At 45.5% G+C, this 18211-nt stretch carries 18 protein-coding genes and 1 riboswitch; of the genes, 9 read left to right on the top strand and 9 right to left on the bottom strand.

All coding sequences use genetic code 11. The annotated features are described in order from the left end of the window. Window positions 1-2 precede the first annotated feature (2 nt). The 5 genes from AR333_RS23490 to AR333_RS23470 all read left to right on the top strand — a co-directional run bounded on the left by AR333_RS23490 (window position 3) and on the right by AR333_RS23470 (window position 4299). Window positions 3-830: a hypothetical protein gene (locus AR333_RS23490; protein ID WP_068777783.1), complete on the top strand. Its 828-nt coding sequence runs from the start codon at window positions 3-5 to the stop codon at window positions 828-830. 110 nt (window positions 831-940) lie between these two features. Beyond that, on the top strand, window positions 941-1534 hold the full coding sequence (locus AR333_RS23485; protein ID WP_068777782.1) for a SurA N-terminal domain-containing protein: 594 nt from the start codon (window positions 941-943) through the stop codon (window positions 1532-1534). Between the two features lie 308 nt (window positions 1535-1842). Further along, window positions 1843-1989: riboswitch (cyclic di-AMP (ydaO/yuaA leader) on the top strand. A gap of 3 nt (window positions 1990-1992) precedes the next feature. Further along, a complete protein-coding gene (locus AR333_RS23480) occupies window positions 1993-2460 on the top strand; it encodes a C40 family peptidase (RefSeq protein ID WP_068777781.1) in 468 nt (155 codons plus the stop codon). Window positions 2461-2596: 136 nt separating this feature from the next. Further along, on the top strand, window positions 2597-3952 hold the full coding sequence (locus tag AR333_RS23475; RefSeq protein WP_068777780.1) for a deoxyribodipyrimidine photo-lyase: 1356 nt from the start codon (window positions 2597-2599) through the stop codon (window positions 3950-3952). A gap of 128 nt (window positions 3953-4080) precedes the next feature. Then, on the top strand, window positions 4081-4299 hold the full coding sequence (locus AR333_RS23470; protein ID WP_068777779.1) for a DUF1540 domain-containing protein: 219 nt from the start codon (window positions 4081-4083) through the stop codon (window positions 4297-4299). A 94-nt stretch (window positions 4300-4393) separates the two neighbouring features. Here the strand turns inward: AR333_RS23470 and AR333_RS23465 are convergent, their stop codons facing one another. Beyond that, on the bottom strand, window positions 4394-4843 hold the full coding sequence (locus tag AR333_RS23465; protein WP_068777778.1) for an SRPBCC domain-containing protein: 450 nt from the start codon (window positions 4841-4843) through the stop codon (window positions 4394-4396). A gap of 148 nt (window positions 4844-4991) precedes the next feature. Between AR333_RS23465 and AR333_RS23460 the strand changes: the two genes are divergently transcribed. Beyond that, a complete protein-coding gene (locus AR333_RS23460) occupies window positions 4992-5798 on the top strand; it encodes a helix-turn-helix domain-containing protein (protein WP_068777777.1) in 807 nt (268 codons plus the stop codon). 92 nt (window positions 5799-5890) lie between these two features. Here the strand turns inward: AR333_RS23460 and AR333_RS23455 are convergent, their stop codons facing one another. The 3 genes from AR333_RS23455 to AR333_RS23445 form a co-directional block, all read right to left on the bottom strand. Continuing rightward, on the bottom strand, window positions 5891-7546 hold the full coding sequence (locus AR333_RS23455; protein ID WP_068777776.1) for an extracellular solute-binding protein: 1656 nt from the start codon (window positions 7544-7546) through the stop codon (window positions 5891-5893). 64 nt (window positions 7547-7610) lie between these two features. Next, on the bottom strand, window positions 7611-8498 hold the full coding sequence (locus tag AR333_RS23450) for a carbohydrate ABC transporter permease (protein ID WP_068777775.1): 888 nt from the start codon (window positions 8496-8498) through the stop codon (window positions 7611-7613). A 12-nt stretch (window positions 8499-8510) separates the two neighbouring features. Continuing rightward, entirely contained in the window at window positions 8511-9374 is an 864-nt protein-coding gene (locus tag AR333_RS23445) for a sugar ABC transporter permease (protein WP_084784006.1), read from the bottom strand. A gap of 733 nt (window positions 9375-10107) precedes the next feature. Between AR333_RS23445 and AR333_RS23440 the strand changes: the two genes are divergently transcribed. Then, a complete protein-coding gene (locus tag AR333_RS23440) occupies window positions 10108-10950 on the top strand; it encodes an ROK family protein (protein WP_068777774.1) in 843 nt (280 codons plus the stop codon). A gap of 130 nt (window positions 10951-11080) precedes the next feature. Here the strand turns inward: AR333_RS23440 and AR333_RS23435 are convergent, their stop codons facing one another. Beyond that, the gene (locus AR333_RS23435) at window positions 11081-11917 is read right to left on the bottom strand and encodes a sulfurtransferase (RefSeq protein ID WP_068777773.1); all 837 of its coding nucleotides are present in this window, start codon (window positions 11915-11917) and stop codon (window positions 11081-11083) included. Between the two features lie 99 nt (window positions 11918-12016). Beyond that, window positions 12017-12484, bottom strand: a complete 468-nt coding sequence (locus tag AR333_RS23430; RefSeq protein ID WP_068777772.1) for a GNAT family N-acetyltransferase — start codon at window positions 12482-12484, stop codon at window positions 12017-12019. 264 nt (window positions 12485-12748) lie between these two features. On the opposite strand from AR333_RS23430, the gene AR333_RS23425 reads away from it, so the two are divergent. Both AR333_RS23425 and AR333_RS23420 read left to right on the top strand, forming a co-directional pair. Beyond that, window positions 12749-13195 (top strand): MarR family transcriptional regulator, encoded by a 447-nt coding sequence (locus AR333_RS23425; RefSeq protein WP_068777771.1) that lies wholly within the window; start codon window positions 12749-12751, stop codon window positions 13193-13195. Window positions 13196-13382: 187 nt separating this feature from the next. Continuing rightward, window positions 13383-13886: a GNAT family N-acetyltransferase gene (locus AR333_RS23420; RefSeq protein WP_068777770.1), complete on the top strand. Its 504-nt coding sequence runs from the start codon at window positions 13383-13385 to the stop codon at window positions 13884-13886. A gap of 86 nt (window positions 13887-13972) precedes the next feature. On the opposite strand, the gene AR333_RS23415 is transcribed toward AR333_RS23420, so the two are convergent. From AR333_RS23415 to AR333_RS23405, 3 genes are all read right to left on the bottom strand, one after another. Continuing rightward, window positions 13973-14275 (bottom strand): 4a-hydroxytetrahydrobiopterin dehydratase, encoded by a 303-nt coding sequence (locus tag AR333_RS23415; protein WP_068777769.1) that lies wholly within the window; start codon window positions 14273-14275, stop codon window positions 13973-13975. A gap of 22 nt (window positions 14276-14297) precedes the next feature. Beyond that, the gene (locus AR333_RS23410; protein ID WP_068777768.1) at window positions 14298-16628 is read right to left on the bottom strand and encodes an ATP-binding protein; all 2331 of its coding nucleotides are present in this window, start codon (window positions 16626-16628) and stop codon (window positions 14298-14300) included. Window positions 16629-16997: 369 nt separating this feature from the next. Continuing rightward, complete coding sequence (locus AR333_RS23405; protein WP_068777767.1) at window positions 16998-18206, bottom strand: cytochrome P450; 1209 nt, start codon at window positions 18204-18206, stop codon at window positions 16998-17000. Between the last annotated feature and the right edge of the window lie 5 nt (window positions 18207-18211).

The raw sequence follows: 18211 nt of genomic DNA, 5'->3' as shown, positions 1-18211 counted from the left end.
AAATGCTTCATTTTCTACGGCAGGGCCTGATGGCCGCGCTTAAGCAGCCGTTTGCAGTCTGTATCTTGTATTTGTATCAATTCGCTTGGGGGATTCTGCTGTACAAATTCGTCCAGTCCGTCGTGGTCCCCCTGCTTCACCGCTATCCAGGCAGCGATCAGCCTCAATCCGCCGTTCATCTATTCTTGGCCGAAGGACAGTTCCGGCTATTTAAAACAGACTTGATTCAGCCCTACCTCTGGTGGATCATCCTCCTGCTTGGCATCCGCATGCTCCTCAGCCCTATGCTGAGTGCAGGAGTTTTCTATTCACTAGAGCATCCGAACATGAATGCAGGCTACCGTTTCGTAAAAGGAATCCGCCAACTGATTCTGCCATTCTTCGGATTCTATCTGCTGCAGACCCTTCTGACACTTGCGCCGCTCTACTTTCTCGCTCCCAAAGCGGTCCATGTATTCCGGGAGGCGATTAGTTATCAGGAAATCCTGATCTCTTTGCTTCCGGCAGTTTTCCTTTATATCCTCTATGTCTTCCTTATTCAGCTCTTTTTCCTTTTCCTCCAGTTCAACCAGACGTCTGATACGCGGACCGGATTCTTCAACATGCTGGCCGTTATAATGAAGCAAGGACTTCGAATAGCCGGGAACGCCCTGCTGATTGCAATCCTCGGAGGCATTCTGGCGGTGGCCGCTACAACAGTCTCTTATGTATGGGCGGGGTTTGCAGCCTTGATTATCCAGCAGTTATACCCTTTCCTCCGCATGTTCCTCAAAATGTGGTCGATCGCCGCGCAGCATCAGCTGTGGCGCAGCAGCCGGTACTCGGGCTGATCCGGAGTCATTTCCCGATCCCTTCCGTGATTTACGGAAGGGATCTTTTATTCCCATTTGGGTATATTTCAGCTATCATGGAAAGATAGAATATAAAGGAGGCATCACCGATGAAATCCCCACGGACCAACACCGTCGTGGCGGCAGTAATTGGCCTGTGCATTGCCGCCGGGTCGTTTGTATACGGTCAGTCCGACGCCAAAACCAAAAATGTTGTTGCTATCGGACCTGACGTCCGCATTACTACTACCGCTTTCGACAAATTGAAGAAAGATGTCGATCTTGCCTATCAAATGCAGGGCGCTCAGAATAATTTGACCGATGAGCAGATCCTGGATTTGATGCTCAGAGACGAGCTATTCGTCCGCTACGGGCAAAAGCTGGGGGTTAAAGTGAAAGAAGCGGAGGTCAAAAAAGTTATTGAGCAGCAGCGCGAGGCACTGAAGCAAGCCGGAGCACAGGCCGAGCAGCTGCAGGAGATGCTTTACAAAAATTCAGGACTGACCGCCGAGACGTATTGGACTGATTTTTCTACCGTCAATCAGTACGCTAAATATCTGCTGCAGGAAAAAACGATTGAATATCTCGTTAAAAAAGGCGAACTGAAGACCCAGGAAGATCTACAGGCCCTTCAGGAGAAACTTCTGGCCGAAGTGAAGCCGGAGCTTCGCGTTAATTTTGCAGCGGACAAGCCCCAAACTTAATCCGATAAGCAGCTTGTAAAAGCCTTGGCCCGATCTTCTCGGGCCAAGGCTTTTTATTCTGCTCTAACCCATCCTTTTTACTAAATGTACAACAAAATCAGATTTGACAGGAAGAGAGATCTGAAAGACCTATGACAGCGGTTCCAAAGACACAGCCTTATACAATACTATTTTTACAATCATTGGTATTTTTATATCTTTGTTCCCACGGAAATACGACTAAATGACTGCTTTTGAAACTTTTTTGTAACCTTTCTTAGATTTTTGGAAGGATTTTCTGGTCCTATGGCGAATATTTAGTGTCGGAACAGAAAAGATTGCCGAATTTCTTCTCAGACGAAAGGAAGAGAACGGGGGAACCATTCTGGGTGAATTGATCTTGCAACACAGGGATCATAGGGGATACCTTCTACCGAACCCTCCAGCTAACCTCGTAGGCACCGGAAGGAGCAGTAAATTTGAAGAAGACTGTTTTAGCTTTTGCATTAGGTTTTACCTTGTTTTTAGGTGTGGCAGGTGGGAGTGCTTTCGCCAAGTCGACACTAGACTCCACTATCGACGGATTAGTTGGAACCCCTTACAAATGGGCTGGTACATCGACCAGCGGTTTTGATTGCTCGGGTTTCACATCCTATGTATTCGATAAGTTCGGAGTAGACCTGGCCCGCACTTCAAAAGCTCAGAATGGACAAGGATCCGCGGTTTCCAAAAGCGATCTGAGAGCCGGAGACCTTGTGTTCTTCAACACCGACGGAAAGGGTATTTCTCATGTAGGTATCTACATTGGAAACAACAAATTTGCCCATTCCGCTACAAACAAAGGTGTTATCAAGAGCGATTTGAGCGAATCTTACTATGCCAAACGTTACGTTTCGGCACGCCGCGTCCTTGGTGAAAATACGTTCAACAAGGTTGCTGTTGATTAAGTAAGTACACTTGTACAAAGAAACAAGCACATACCCGAAGAGGAGCTCTGCAGACCAGGTGGCCGCCTAGTTTGCCGGGCTTCTTTTCATTGAGCTACAATAGGATAAGACGAAATCCGAAGGAGCAACCCTTCCTATGATCCTATTTATTCATCGAAAAGATTTGCGCATAGACGATTTGACCGCATTTGATTACATTCACAGCAAGAATCGTCCGAGTCTACATGTCCTCATTCTCGATCCTTTTCTGCTTAGGGACGGCCGGGAACGTGAACACAGCGGAATCAATTTCCTCCAGCATGCAAGTAGACTTATGCGTCTATATCACGAAGCCGGTGCTTATCTGACCGTGCTGTATGGCGATCCTGCTGTCCTTATAGATCAGCTTATGGGCGAACTCCCTATCGAGGAAATCGTTCTCCACGGAGATGTAACGCCCTATGCGATAGTACGTGACCGTAAAATTAAAGTTTCAGCCTCGGCCCATGGTGTTCCGGTGACTACCTTCATCGACCATACCCTTGCTGACTTTACCGAACTCCAGCGGTACGCCGGACGTAAAGAGCCTTACCAAGTTTTTACCCCGTTTTATAAAAAATGGAGCGGCTTTTTACAACTTTTTCACCGGCCCTCGTCCGATCGTACCCTGCGCGATCTTCAGACGACGGCGCTCCCGGACCTGGCCACCTGGTCCGGCCGTTTCCCGCTTCCATTCGAGCTGGAAGCGTACGGAGAGCCGCCTGATCCCGCTGAGGCACTCAGCACCTTCCTCGAGGAAAGCCTAGGCGCCTACGCGGCGCAGAGAGACCGCTATGCCCTCGAGACAACCAGCGGAATCAGCCGGCACTTGAACACCGGCGCACTGTCGGTGCGCCGTGTCTATGAAGCCGCTCTCGCGTTCGAGCGGCATGAAGCCTGGACGCGCCAGCTCGCGTGGCGCGACTTTTACCTGTACCAGGCCGTCTACAACCCCGATTTCTTCCTCTACGAGAAGAAATTCGATCTTTCCGGCCTGGAAGACACGCTTTTCGAGCGGTGGTGCCGGGGTGAAACCGGCATTCCGGTCATCGATGCAGCGATGACCGAGCTGAACACCACAGGGCACATGCCTAACCGGCTGCGAATGGTGACGGCCATGTTCCTGACCAAGAATCTGCGCTGCAGCTTTACTCTTGGGGAGAAATATTTCCGGCGCAAGCTCACCGATTACGATAATGTGATCAACCGGGGAGGGTGGCTATGGAGTTCTTCGCTCGGTTTTGACGCTTCACCGTATTTTCGTGTGATGAATCCCGTTACTCAGTCGGAGACACACGATCCGGCCGGTATGTACATCAGGCGCTGGCTCCCGCATCTCGCCCGCTTAACGGACAAAGAGATCCATCTGCCGCAACCCGGTGCCATCGTCGATTTACGAAGCTCCAGGGCCCAAGCCATCGATATATACAGGCACATACTGGCTGAAGCCAAAAGTAACACTCTTCCTTTATAAAGTCAGATATAAATCGGAAACCTGTTCTATGAACTCACCTGATTTTTGTCATTACTTCACTATGACTTTTAACCCTGACGTGTTTAAAGCTCTATCATCCGGGTAATTAGAAATACGAGGTGATAAACATGGAAAATCCAATGGTGAAATGCAGCATTGCTAACTGCGAATATTGGGAGCAGGGCAATAACTGCAGCGCGGAAGTCATTATGATCGAAGTCAATGCTCATTCTAACAAGCCCCAACCCGAGAAATTAGACGGACTGCCATACGATTCCGAACATCAGGATTCAGCCGGTGGCATCACCGACACATGTTGTCAGACTTTTGAAGAAAGAACTCATTAAATCCTATTAAAACACTCTTATTACGAGTCCTACTATGCAAGGACACAAAGAAGAGGAGCCTCAGGCTCCTCTTCTTTGTTATTTCAGCGTCCTTTTACCAGCCTAGATCAAGGGTACGCCCCGTCTCCACGAGTGTCTTTATACTGCTCAGCAGCATCCACCAGGCCGGATCGGCTTTGTCGCGGGAGGGATGATTCTCGCTCCACTGATCATTTATCAGAGTTAATTGTGTGCAGTTCCCTACCCGTTCCAGTGTAATCGTCACCCTTGTCTGCAGTTCTTCATGATTCGAATAATACGACGGTCCCGGATGCTCCGTATAACTGAACAAGTGATTGGGTACAAAGGCCAGCACTTCTCCATAAATATGGACGGTATCTTCTCCATCATTACCCGGTCCCACATACTCCAAGGAAGCTCCTGTCTCGAAAGTCGAACGAATATAGCATCCGTAAAAAATCTTTTTACTTTGCACAGGAGACATGAATATCTCCCATACCTTTTCGGGTGCTCCTTCTATATAGAACTGATACTTAAGTTCCATTACAATCCCTCCTGAAATAGATTCAAACGGAAAGCGGTATTGAGTAAACCACCTTCATTTGCTACATTAAGTCTACATAGAATCTAACCGTTAGGATTGTAAAAAGACGTCAAGCTTCATCTTTTCAATTACATTGGAGGTTTCGTTCATGCAGCCTGCTCCCCCTACTTCCAATAAAGGTATCTTAAAATACTCTCAAGGCAGAGAGAAATTTTCAATGACCCGAGTAATTCCCTCCCGCGATTTAAGACCATTTATTACTCATTACTGGTTAATAGCATGGGATTTAAGGGGACAGAATTCTTACCGGCAGGAAGTCTTGCAGCATCCCGGAGTCAACTTGGTTTTCGAACGGGGAGAAACCTGTGTTCACGGCGTTAGAAAAGGAAGATCATCTTATCTTCTTCAGGAGCAGGGGGAAGTCTTTGGCATCTTATTCAGACCCGGAGGCTTCCATCCTTTCCTGCAAGAGCCCATATCCAGCCTGACAGATCAATCTGTTCCTCTAAATCTCTTATTTGATGTAGATAGTGATGCGCTGGAAGAAACGTTGTTTTCCATGGAAACAGAATCAGATCGTATTCAAGTGGTTGAACGATTTCTAAGAAACCAGCATCCTAAAAGAGATTCTCAAATCGAATTCATTAACGAGATTGTTCATTATATAATAGAGCACCGTGAGATTAACAGAGTGGAGGATATCGCCGTTCATTTCAGTCTTTCTCCAAGAACGCTGCAGCGTATGTTTAATCTCTATGTTGGAGTAAGCCCTAAATGGGTCATTCAACGCTCTCGCATTCAGGACGCAGTAGAACTAGCCGACGGGGGCGTAACACCGGAGTGGTCCAAGCTTGCCCTTGATTTAGGCTACTATGACCAAGCCCACTTCATTAAAGATTTCAAAACCGTAGTAGGCAGTTCTCCACATGAGTACGCTATCAATGGCATAAAATAACCAACATGATATATCGGGTCAATCAACGGAAAAAGGATGCACAAATGTGCATCCTTTTTTAAACGATAGATTTTCGGAATTGTAATAAAGAATTACTTCTTCTTCATTTTTTCTTCGTTTTCTTTCCACTTCTTGGTCAAATAGGTGTTGAGTTTCTCGATTCCGAGAGTTTGGGCATCTTTCTCACCTTTATCAAGGATAGCGATAACTTCTTCTTCGCTCTTAGCTAGGATAGCTTGAGCGCGTACTTTCTTATAAAGCTCAATCCAACGCTCACGGATAAGACCTTCCGAGCTATCCGGAGCTGGCTCGATACCGCGCATTGCAGTCAAGTCCTTGTGTGTTTTCCAAGTGATCGTTTGCTGATATTTTGTTTCCCATGATTGTTTTTCTTCTGGCAGAGACATTTCCGCTTTTAATTTGATTGCGTCATTATAAGTGGAATTGCCGACGAATTGAAGATCATTCGTAGCATTCATATTCTTGGTGCGCTCTTCCGGCTCGTTGAAGAACTTCTCTGTCAGGTTAGGCATACCATCTTTATCTACACCTTGCCAGTACATGCCTTCAGGTCCCCATACAACAGCGTTCATACCTTCTGGACTTGTCATCCAATCCAAAGTTGCAAAGATTTTTTCTGGATCTTTGGCTTTGGTCGTAATAGCCGCTGCGTTCCATCCAAGACGATCGTAGTGGGCAACCGTAATTTTATTCTTATCAAGACCTGCTTTGTGAATCGGCCAGATCATGAAGTAGCCATCATTCGGATCTTTCTTCACGAGTTCAGCATCTGCTTTTGAAGCGTATTCAATTGCGGTAACGTCCGCATAGACAGCAACACGGCCAGTATTCAATTTCTCACGAACTTGGTCCACTGTTTGTGTTAGTGCATCTTGAGTCATCAGCTTCTCGCGGTGTAATTTATTCACATATACCAATGATTCTCTGTAAACCGGATCTGCGAACAAGGACGTAAACTTGCCATCCTTAGGCATAGCACGCAATGTACCTGCGTAACTTGCAGGTGTTTCTTCCGCGAATGCGGATAACAGAATATCTACACCTTTTCCTTCTTGTGCTTGACCAGGCTCAAACGGAATAATATTCGGGTATTTTTCCTTTACAAGCTTCAGGTAGTTGTACAGATCATCCGTTGTCTCAAGTTTTGGCTTGCCCAATTCGTTGTAGATTTTCTTGTTTACAACATAACCGGCATTACCAGTAGGTTTATTGGTGTACCAGTTCGGGAACAGGTACAATTTTCCGTCTGGGGCACGAAGCATATTAAGGATTTCATCGCCTGCCCATTTTTTAAGGTTTGGGTATTTATCCAGATAAGGGTCTAAAGGCACTAGAGCACCGTTATCGCGCAGACGGTCGAATTTATCACGGTCTCCCCATACTACGTCCGGAAGCTCGTTACCAACAATCAGGGTATTCAACTTAGAGTTTGCGTTACCTTGAGATTGAACCGGAACAATGTCCAATTTCATTTTTTCTTTAACTTCTTTTGTAAAAAGGTCTTTGCCCCATACAGGCATTGTATACCAATCGTAGTTACCAAATAGTGAGAAACTGAATGGCTCACTACCTACTTTCCAAGCTGCTGAATTGTTACCATCAGGTTTATCTGTAGTTTTAGGATCGCCCGTTGCAGTGGTATCGCCTCCGCTACATCCTGTTACAACCATAGCCAGCGCTAAAGCCGCTGCGAGTGGAGCCGACCCTTTTTTAAGCTTATTGCTCATGTTTTTATGCCCCTTCCCATTCTTTGAGATTATATGCTTAAAGCTAATCGCTTTGAAGCCAGACCTATTCTTTCAGAGAACCTACAAGTACGCCTTTGACAAAATAACGCTGTAAGAACGGGTATACCATGATGATCGGAAGCGAGGTAACCATCATTGTCGCCATCATCAATGACTTCGTTGTATACTCTTGTCTCTTAGCAAGATGACTTGCCGCTGCCGTGTCGGCATTCAACTCCGTAGCGATGTTGGAATCCAGTGTCTGTTTGAGTATGGTCTGAACCGGGAGTAAATCCGGAGTAGAAATGTAGATGGAAGCCACGAACCAATCGTTCCAGTGGGCAATCGCCGTAAAGAGAGAAAGAGTGGCGACTACTGGACCTGATAATGGAACTACAATTCTGAGAAAAGTAGACCAGTAGCCACAGCCGTCAATGCGTGCCGCATCTTCCAAACCCGCAGGAATTTCTTTAAAAAATGTCCGGAAGATAATCATGCTCCATACGCTGACCATGGATGGAATAATAAATACCCAGAATGAGTTGAACAATCCTAAGCTCTTAATCAGCAAGTAAGTCGGAATGAGTCCACCGCTAAAATACATGGTAATGATAGCAAATGTCATGTAATAATTGCGGCCTACAAGTTCTTTTCTCGACATTCCGTATGCAAATAATGCCGTTACCGCAATTGTCATGAATGTTCCCACGATGGTACGTGCAATCGAGACCACGAAACCTGAAAGAATACGGTCATCGGCTAAAACAATCTTGTAGTTCTCCAGAGTGAATTCACGAGGCCAGAATGTAACCCCGCCCAAGGCTGTATCCATCCCCTGGTTAAAAGACACAACGGCCGAATTCCAGAAGGGGTAAAAGGTAACGAAAGCGAGAAGCGTAAGTAAAATGTATATGACAATACTGAAAATGCGATCTTCCAAACCCATCTTCATGCTATTTCCTCCCTACCACAAGCTGTTGCCGGTTTTTCTCGCGAGATAGTTGGCCGTTGTCAGCAGTATAACGCTCACAACTGCTTTGAACAAACCTACCGCCGTTGCGAATGAATACCGGTTTAATCTAATCCCCATTCGATACACATAGGTATCAATAACATCTGATACGTCTTGAAGTGCCGGATTGACACCAAGAAGCAAGAGATCCTCGAAACCTGCATTAAGCAAGTTGCCGATAGCCAGAATGGAGAAAATCATGACAACAGGCAGGATACATGGGAGCGTAATCAGATAGGTCATGCGGAACCGGCTAGCTCCATCAATTGCTGCGGATTCGTAAAGACTTGGATCAATAGAGGAAATAGCAGCCAGATAAACAATCGATCCAAATCCGATTTCTTTCCATACATTTGTAGTGACCAGAATCGTCCAGAAATAGTCCGGGATAGACATGAACGGTATCGGTTCATCTGTAAGTCGCATGCTCTCCAGTAACATGTTAATACTGCCATTATCTGTCGAGAGCATAGCTATTGCGAAGTTAGCAACGATTACCCAGGACAAGAAGTACGGCAGATAACTGACCGTTTGTACGATTCGTTTGAAGAACATATTCCGGACCTCATTCAGCAGAATAGCCAGAATGATTGGAGCCGGGAACCCGATTGCCAGCTTCAGGAAGCTGATAACGAGCGTGTTACGCATAACCATAGGCAGTTCCGGTGATTGGAAAAAGTCGATGAAATGCTTAAAACCTACCCAAGGGCTGTCTCCGTACCCTTTAAAGACGTTGTAGTCTTGAAATGCGATGATAACACCATACATCGGAAAATAGCTGAACACCAGAATTAAGACGAGTGCGGGCAGTACCATCAGCTGAAGATCCCACTGTTTCAACCATGTCTTAATTCGGGATTCTTTAGGCTTTGCCGCAGGGCGACCCGTCCGGATCGATGTAGCGGTTTCTTTCAAACCGACCACCCTTTCGTATTTCGTTGTTGATACGTTTAATCTTATAGCGAAAGGGGTACGCCGCCTACTTGCCTAATCAATGAAATGTTATAGTATTCAATGAAAGCGTATAACTCTTGACCAGACATTGATTTGATCCATGATTTTACAAATTTTATATCATGTAAAATTTTATTTAAACAAAATTTTACAAACGGATAGAACAATTTAAATGCATCACATAAAAACCAAATATCTTTATTAATAGTCATCTGGCTTTTGCTTGTTTAAAGCCGATTTGATATAAGTATTTTCTCGGCATCCTAATTTATGGTATTTTTATTTCAGGATTTATAATCTATATATAAGTAAATCAGATGAATTCTGGAGGTGCAGAATTGAGGGAGAGATTGGATAACAAGAACAAAGTACCCGCATGGTTTGATGAGGGATTAGCCGCCATGATCGATGGAAGATACACGACTAACGAATCCGTATGGAAACAATAAACGAATGATGGAAGCAATCCTATAGACTACGATCAATTAAATTCACATCAAGCATTCAGTTACGGAACTAAAGAAGCTTGGAATCCTGCAACTCTATCACCTGCAATACGCAGCGTACCACGAAAATGAAAAAAGGAGATTACAATATGAATACATATGTAGGCATTGAAATAGATGGCGGGCAGATGTTTATGATGGCGGAGATAGCAGGCGGTTCTTTAGAACACACAGTACCGACAGGTGCCGATTGTACGCTGCTTCAACTTCAGCAGGAGGTCGAGGCCTTTATATCCAAGCTGCCCTACACTCCACGAGGAATCGGAATGGGCATGCCGGGACTAGTCATCGGAAGCGACAAAGTAGAGCTAAGCCATGTATTGCCCGCGTTAAATGGTGCTACAGCTGCTATGTTTGAAACGTCAGCAAACATTCCTGTAGCATTTATTAATGATGTGAAGGCAGCCACAATGGCTGAAGCGGCATATTTTACAGACAAAGAAACGGTTATCGTCATCATGTCCGATGCTTATATCGCGGCAGGCGTTGTAGCCTCCGGTGAATTACTGCTTGGCGCGAAGGGTTGGAGCGGTGAGATGGGCTATATGATCCTTACTGTGGACGGGAAAGCAGTACTGCTTGACACTCTTGCCAGCGGCCAGGCCATTATGGATCAAGCGGGTATGGATGATGCTGCGCTGCGCAAACATCTGGAAGCAGATGATGAGCAAGTTACTAGTCTTATAAACCAGGCAGGGCAGTACTTCGGGTATGCTTTAACTAACTTGCTGCACATGTATAATCCGGATGTCATCGTGGTGGGCGGAAGTACACCGACCTACAAGGGCTATATGGAAGCTGCAATAGGTGCCCTCCAAATGCACGCTTTACCTGAATTACTTAATTGCTGTACGCTAACGACACCAAAGATTCAGAACCGTGTGATCGCTTTCGGTGCCCGGGAGTGGATCCGCAAATGTACGCAGCTTTGATGCAGCAGAGATACGCCTCGTTGTGAAGCTGATGTACTGCGAGCCGACAAAGCCCAAAGAGGGCCGCAACAGGTCACTTGCTCATAACCTATCACAGCCCTTAATTCACATTCATTTAGAATTTCCGCTCTTATTCTTCTCCAGTCGCCACCGGATTCTCAGGATAACTGACCCAATCGCTCCAGCTTCCCGCATACATCTTCACGTTGCGGAATCCCGCCTCGCTTAGCGCGATCACATTCGGACAGGCGGTTACGCCGGAACCGCAGTAGACGATGAGCTCTTCCGCGTCTTCAAGCCCGCTGAACCGTTCACGCTGTTCTTCGGGACTGCGCCATGATCCTTCCGCATCCAGTCCATCCTTCCAGAAACGATTGCGTGCGCCCGGAATATGTCCGGCAACCGGATCAATCGTTTCCTGCTCGCCACGATAGCGGCCTCCATCACGAGAATCAATGAGAATCGTTTGAGGCGTGTTGAGCTTGGCTTTCACTTCGTCCATGCTGGCCAGCATATGCCTCTGCACCTTGGGCGAGAATACGGCAGCATGCGCCTCCGGCATAACGGCAGACACCGGATAGCCGGCTGCCTTCCATCGTGCGTAGCCGCCGTCAAGCACGTACACGCGCTCGTGTCCCAGGAAGCGCAGCATCCACCACAACCGGGAGGCCATTGCGCCGCCTTGGTCGTCATAGGCAACAACCGTCTTCGACGCATCTACTCCGATCGCACTCACACGCATTGAGAACGTGCCCAGGTCAGGAAGCGGATGACGGCCGCCGTGCTCGCGCTTCTCAGCAGACATATCGTCTTCAAGATCCATATAAAAAGCACCGGGAATATGATCGGTTCCATAGCTTTGACGGCCGCTCCAAGGCTCGCCCAGAACGAAACGGCAATCCGCAATAATGAGATCAGGGTCCTGCAGGTGATCGTAAAGCCATTCCAAGCCGACGATATTCTTCATCAATATTCCTTCCTCCCAGCCCCGAAGAGCTCCTATCATGTTATAACCAAATAACTGCATTTAATTATAAAATAAAATGGCGGAAATTGCCTTTAAAACTTAGTCGCCGATGCCGATCCTTGGTTTTATGGAGTATGGGTACCACTCATCGCGTTCTCCGCCCATTTTTTCGTAGAATTGCTGGGCTTCCACATTATCCTTAGAAGTTTCCCAGAGCATAGCCCGGTAACCTTTATAAGCGGCATATTGGCTGCATGCACGGAACAGCTTGGTGCCGACTCCTTGGGACCGGCATTTATCCGTTACGAAAAGATCATTCATAATAACAACTTTACCGCTGCGGAGTGTACTATATGTAAAATATAAGGTAGCAAAACCGACCAGTTCCCCTTCGTGAACGGCTACGAACTGAATGCCGGCCTGCTTCTCCATCAACACATCCAAAAGTGCCTCAAGCCTCTCTTCTTCCGGACGCGGGTATTGGTAAAAGTCAAAAATGTACCGGTTCATTAATTCACGCAGAGCATCGCGATCCGCTAACTCCGCCTCTCTAATTTCAATACGCATACGCAGCCTCCTCTTCTCTCTCATCTTCCCTTGTTTTACCAATTTTGTCACTTTATTTTTTCGAAAGAAATAGGTTCTAATTTATGCAGGTTCGATTGTTCAAGGAATTTTGCAATAAATACGCGAAGGATTATAAGACTCAGTTTACCATATTGACACCCTTATTGAAAAACCCTATAGTTGTATATGATTTAGATTCTATAAATTTTATATCTAAAATAGCAGCCGCAATCCACGACTTTGACTCCAGAGGAGACCCCTACTATGCCCAATCGAGAACATATCGAAATGGATACTGCTTTCAGGCAGCTTCTGCGGAAAATGTCCAATGAATGGACAAAATGTGTAGACCGTTCCTTCTCCAAGTCGCAATTTCTTATCCTTGAGATATTAAGTAAAGAAGGCCCCCAGAAAATTTCGAGTCTGGCTGATGCTTTGTTTATTACCGCCGGGGCCGTTACCGGCATGTCGGATAAATTGATTGCCAGCGGATTTGCCGAGCGTATCCGTACGGAAGAAGACCGGCGCTGCGTCTACCTTGCCATTACGGAGGAAGGCAGACAGATGGTTGCCTCAATGGGAGCTTACCGGCATAATATCATTGAGCGCATGCTTCAAGGCTTGACAGATGAAGACATGAGCAACATGACGCGGATTTTTTCTCATATGATTAACAATCTCGAGGCGGACGAACCGTCTGATAAAAAATAATGCTCAAGGCTTTACCCTATATGCTGAATCTCGGCTCTTACTTTTCCGGATACCGGAGAGAAGGGCCTTTGTGCGTTACCCGGATATCTAGAAAATCACCTGCTCTTGTGTCATATTCTGGTGATCTAATTTATAATGAACATGCATAATACGGACCGATATTCTCCAGAGAAAGGAAGCGAGAGAAATGAACAACCGATTAAAATGGCGCATACGTCCCTTAACGGAGCAGGATGGCATGGAAATCTGCACTTGGTCCTATCCCGCTCCCTATGATGTCTATAATTGGCCCAGTTGGGACCAGTTATCAGCAGGCCCTAATGAATTTGCGGATTCCGATATCCGAAACCAGCAGTATGCAGCTCTTGAGAATGAAGAAGGCACACTCTGCGGATTCGTCCAATTCTTCCCGTTAACGGATGTCATTCGTCTGGGCCTAGGCCTCCGGCCTGATTTATGCGGACGCGGAACGGGTGAAGCATTCGTCCAACTGCTCATTACGGAAGCGCAGAAGCGCCGACCCGGACAGGAAATCGACCTGGAAGTTCTTGTACGCAACGAGCGAGCCATTAAAACCTACATCCGCGCCGGATTCGAAATTACCGATACTTATGAGCGGATGACTCCGTCGGGAATGGCATCTATGCATTGTATGGTGTATCAGCCTGCGGAAGAAGTAGGGCAGGTTTAAAGTATTCACTTTTGTGAATACGAAAAAAAGGGCCTCTCTTCCTTGCGGCCCTCATCTAATTTCTTCTGGCGCTATCCATGTAAGTGTTACCCTCGTGCCGGCAGCACGCCGTCATATTGCACCGCAGAAGTGAAATCCATATCCGACAGCCCACTCACATCATGGGTACTAAGCTGCACCGTAACCCGCTTGCCCTCCACTTTAATCAATGGATGGTGTTCAAGCGACTCAGCCACGTCCGCTACGCGGCCTACAAAATCAATAGCGTTTCGAAAATCTCCGCATTCATACGTCTTTTCGATCGTGCGCTCATCCCGTAAATTCCACCCGGTAAGTCCTGCTAACTTTACAGCAATTTGATCATGAGAAAGTTTATCTGCAGAAGCCATCTTGTATATCCCTCCTTTCCCTCTATGCAATCATACCCTCTAAGAAGGGGATCCGAATCTCAATGCGGACCCCTTGACCGGTATTCGTATGGATTACAAAATCGCCATCCATCAGCAGTACACGCCCCTGCATTTGATCCAGTCCGATGCCCGATCGGCTCGCAACCCGTTTATTGAGGCCGCTATCCTTCTGAAGCAGCTCAAAACCAACTCCGTCATCTTCATAAGAAAGTTCAATGCAGCCGCCATCTTCAGACAGAGAGATCCGAACATTCTCTGCATGGGAATGCTTTTTGGCATTGTTAAGGAGCTCCTGTACTACCCGGAAAAGATGCTTTTTACGTTCTACATCCAGCAATTCGATATGAACGGAGCAGTTCTCCTGAAACTCCAGCTGGAATTCACAGTAGGCACTCTCTACGTCGACCAGCTTCTGGATACTGCCTATAAGCCCTGCCTTCTGCAGCAAATACGGATTCAGTTCGAAGCAGCTCTGACGAAGATTCTCATTGATCAGATCAATGTGCGTCAAAATGGTAGTAAGCTGCCCGTATTCATCCGTCATATGAGGAAACCGCTGCAGAATCGGATGCAATCGCCGCTTTAGCAGGAATAAGTCCTGCATCGTCGTATCGTGAAGATCCATGGCTATCCGCATCCGCTCTTTCTCCTGGATCTCGAACATCGTTTTACGCAGCCACACGAACTCTTCCGTTGCTTCCGAATTGGGGATGTTGGCCATCAATTCATACATTTTAAGCGTTAGCTTACGGAGAAGATATACATTTTCCAGACTGGCAGAAAGGTATGTAATAATCAGATGGATCCACTGGCGGTCTTCCATACCGAGATAAGTGTTTGATTTCTTGCCGGTCAGAACCAGAAAGCTTTTGTATTCCTCATTTTCATTGATTTTAAAAGCCGTATATTGGTCGTCCTGGTTGACTCCCTTTTCTAACAATTCACAAACCTCTTCCTCATCAATATTGCCTGCCGTAATGACCTGGATTCCATCCGTTTCAACAAAAACAATAGCGCCCCCGTGTATTTCTAACGCATTCACTATGTCGTTAAGTATAATTTCTTTGAGCGCATTGAAGTTGCTGACCGTGCCTAAGGCTTTGGAGATTTTTTTGAGCGACTGCTGCAAAAAATATTTACGAGGAAACATAACCTTTTCCAGCCTTGTAGCAATGTATTCCATAGAGTAAGTGAAGATTGAAAAAATGACTAGAACAATAATGAAAATAAACGTTACTTCAATCCAGGTAATGGTATGTTGATAAACAAAGAGAATAAACCCTACTGTCAATAAACTTGGCAGCGTAGAAACCAGCATGGTAAACAGAACACGCCTTAGATAAAGATCAATATCATACAGTTTTTTGGATAATATAAAGTAAGCAAATGACAACGGAAGAATAAGAATAAACCAGCTTGTATAAAATGCACTTACTAGTTCTTTATTAAAAATTAACATCGGCAGTAAAGATAAAAAGGAAAAGGGAAAGAAACAAATGATCAAGGAATATAAAATACTTTTAATGAGAGACCTCATATAGAGATTAGTCCTCAGTTGTCGGTAAGCTTGAAACAAAAAATAAATATTCGATATAATCCCAACTAAGAATAAGGGAATAACCGTGTAATTACTGTATTCATAGTATGTATGCGCATATTTTTCAGAAAAATAAACAATTCTAAGAACGGCTCCGATTCCAGCTAATCCATATAAAACGTGCAAGATACGCTTGGGAAATACGACCGGTGCTCTTTCATTGAAAAAAGTAATTAGAAAATGAAGAAATGCTACAGGCACAATGACAATTACCGTGGTAATCAGATATTTGCCCCATATGTCTCCTCTGCTCGAGGCGCCTAAAACCATAAACTCCAGCCCAATTGTAAAGAAAACTAAAATTAAGTACTTAGCGGATTGAGACTGCTTTGCTTTGACATATAAAAATGCAGCAAGAAAAAAACTAAGCACTTCAATAATAAATGCCCCTAAATCATTAGCGTATAACGTTCCACTTTTAGGAATATGTATTTGTACATCTTCTCCACCACGCTTAACTTCAATTCGCTCGGCCTGCTCTATGTTTTTCCACAATCTCCATTGTTGATGTTTATGTAACTCTTCCCCGTTGATCTTCTCAACTATATCACCAATCTCGATCCCCAACGCCTTTCCTTTTCCCAGTTTTTCAAAATCTGAGACTACCCAGCTTCCGTTGTTATCAGGGGTAATAACAGCTCCGATATATGGATAGGCATAAACAAGCCATAGAAAATAGGTTTGCATGAGACATAATAAAAAAAACATTATAAAAAATAGTTTTTTCTCTTTCATAAATATCCACTCCAGTAATATAATAGTAACAGCAATTAATCTATAATATGAGGTGATAATTTATGCTAGCAAATTCAATTGTCTGGTCTCCAGAAATCAAAGAAGTCATTCGTAACGTGAAAAAAGCAGGCATACAATCCACGGAAAAATTGAGCGTGTTGGAGAAAGTATCATTAGAAAAGTCTTTTTCACAAAAAAAACCTCTAGAGAGGAACTATTGGGGCTAATAGCTATTTAAACATGTTTTTATTATCATTTTTTTCCTTCTTTAATACAAGAGTGGAAAAATAAAAAAATGCCCTCCAACAACTTGGAAGGGCATTTTTGATCATATATTATTTTAAGATTCAATCCTATAGCCGGACTTCCTTACTCTTCCACGACAATCGACAACGATTTCAGCTCATGGCTGTTCGGTCCCAAATGATCTTGCGGGACAAAATCATCGGCCAGCCGGTAACTCGCAAAGCGCTTAACAAAAGCTTCTAACGCGTATACGGCCTCCATTCTAGCAAGAGGGGCACCCAGGCAGAAATGATTGCCGTTACCGAACGTCAGGTGCTTGCCAGCTCCCTCTCTGTGAATATCGAATATTTCACCATTCGGGAACTGGCTCTCATCACGATTCGCAGAAGAAACCCACGCAATGATCAGCTGGTCCTTCCGCATGAGCGGACCAAAAATATCGGTATCGGACGCAATCCGCCGATCCAGAGCTATGTTAAACCGGTAACGCAGTACTTCCTCAATGGTTTGAGGCACCAGTCCCGGATCTTTACGCAGCTGCTCGTAAGCACCCGGCTGATCCTCGGCTAAACAGTAGAACATGTTCGTGATCAGCGTAGTTGTCGTTTCATTACCCGCTCCGAGAAGTCCCATAACGGTTTGAACGATTTCCATGTCATTGAAGAAAGCACCTTCATATTCGGCTTGAATCAGATCTGACAGAAGATCATCTTCCAGATTCAGGCGCTTTTCCATCACGATCGGATATAAATATTCGCTGAACTCCCGGCCAGCCTGTTCCTTAAGCCTGTTCAGTTCCTCGATACGATTGTAATCATGGCTCATGAAGAGAATGTCGGACCACTCTTTAATTTGTTTCCAATCTTGGGTCGGAACCCCGAGCAGCTTTGCAATAACCGTTACAGGTAACGGAACAGCGAGCTCTTCCACGATATCTATGGCCTTGCCTGCAGCAACGCGATCGATCAGCTCATGAGCAAGGTTCTGTATGCGGGGCTTCCAGGTTTCCAGACTGCGCGGAGTAAATGCTTTGGCTAGCAGCCCACGGCGTTTTCGATGATCGGGAGGATCTGCAAAAATAAGGTTAACCTTGTTGTCCTGAAGCGGGACAGGAATCAGACTTCGGTCTCTTGCGCTTGAAAAGAGCTGATAATCACCCGCCACCTGCTTCGCATCTTTATACAAAAATACATTCCAGGTGTCCTGCTGCTCATCATAAAAAACAGGGGAGTTCTCCCTCATTTCCTTGTACCAGGGATAGGGGTTCCAGAACTGCTCCTTTGTCTTGAAGCGGGTAATCTCCTGAAGATATAGCTGTTCCTGCGTCTTCATCTGTT

Origin of the sequence: Paenibacillus sp. FJAT-26967 (genome assembly GCF_001541095.1) — a bacterium.
GTDB lineage: Bacteria > Bacillota > Bacilli > Paenibacillales > NBRC-103111 > Paenibacillus_F.
This window is presented reverse-complemented; position numbering and strand designations above follow the sequence as displayed.

What these genes read in the sequence shown, in the direction of transcription:
- AR333_RS23410 (WP_068777768.1), bottom strand. Translation starts at nt 16,628, where the DNA reads ATGAAAGAGAAAAAACTATTTTTTATAATGTTTTTTTTATTATGTCTC.
- AR333_RS23430 (WP_068777772.1), bottom strand. Translation starts at nt 12,484, where the DNA reads ATGCGTATTGAAATTAGAGAGGCGGAGTTAGCGGATCGCGATGCTCTG.
- AR333_RS23455 (WP_068777776.1), bottom strand. Translation starts at nt 7,546, where the DNA reads ATGAGCAATAAGCTTAAAAAAGGGTCGGCTCCACTCGCAGCGGCTTTA.
- AR333_RS23450 (WP_068777775.1), bottom strand. Translation starts at nt 8,498, where the DNA reads ATGAAGATGGGTTTGGAAGATCGCATTTTCAGTATTGTCATATACATT.
- AR333_RS23420 (WP_068777770.1), top strand. Translation starts at nt 13,383, where the DNA reads ATGAACAACCGATTAAAATGGCGCATACGTCCCTTAACGGAGCAGGAT.
- AR333_RS23490 (WP_068777783.1), top strand. Translation starts at nt 3, where the DNA reads ATGCTTCATTTTCTACGGCAGGGCCTGATGGCCGCGCTTAAGCAGCCG.
- AR333_RS23405 (WP_068777767.1), bottom strand. Translation starts at nt 18,206, where the DNA reads ATGAAGACGCAGGAACAGCTATATCTTCAGGAGATTACCCGCTTCAAG.
- AR333_RS23415 (WP_068777769.1), bottom strand. Translation starts at nt 14,275, where the DNA reads ATGGCTTCTGCAGATAAACTTTCTCATGATCAAATTGCTGTAAAGTTA.
- AR333_RS23445 (WP_084784006.1), bottom strand. Translation starts at nt 9,374, where the DNA reads ATGGTACTGCCCGCACTCGTCTTAATTCTGGTGTTCAGCTATTTTCCG.
- AR333_RS23435 (WP_068777773.1), bottom strand. Translation starts at nt 11,917, where the DNA reads ATGAAGAATATCGTCGGCTTGGAATGGCTTTACGATCACCTGCAGGAC.
- AR333_RS23440 (WP_068777774.1), top strand. Translation starts at nt 10,108, where the DNA reads ATGAATACATATGTAGGCATTGAAATAGATGGCGGGCAGATGTTTATG.
- AR333_RS23485 (WP_068777782.1), top strand. Translation starts at nt 941, where the DNA reads ATGAAATCCCCACGGACCAACACCGTCGTGGCGGCAGTAATTGGCCTG.
- AR333_RS23425 (WP_068777771.1), top strand. Translation starts at nt 12,749, where the DNA reads ATGCCCAATCGAGAACATATCGAAATGGATACTGCTTTCAGGCAGCTT.
- AR333_RS23465 (WP_068777778.1), bottom strand. Translation starts at nt 4,843, where the DNA reads ATGGAACTTAAGTATCAGTTCTATATAGAAGGAGCACCCGAAAAGGTA.
- AR333_RS23475 (WP_068777780.1), top strand. Translation starts at nt 2,597, where the DNA reads ATGATCCTATTTATTCATCGAAAAGATTTGCGCATAGACGATTTGACC.
- AR333_RS23470 (WP_068777779.1), top strand. Translation starts at nt 4,081, where the DNA reads ATGGAAAATCCAATGGTGAAATGCAGCATTGCTAACTGCGAATATTGG.
- AR333_RS23460 (WP_068777777.1), top strand. Translation starts at nt 4,992, where the DNA reads ATGCAGCCTGCTCCCCCTACTTCCAATAAAGGTATCTTAAAATACTCT.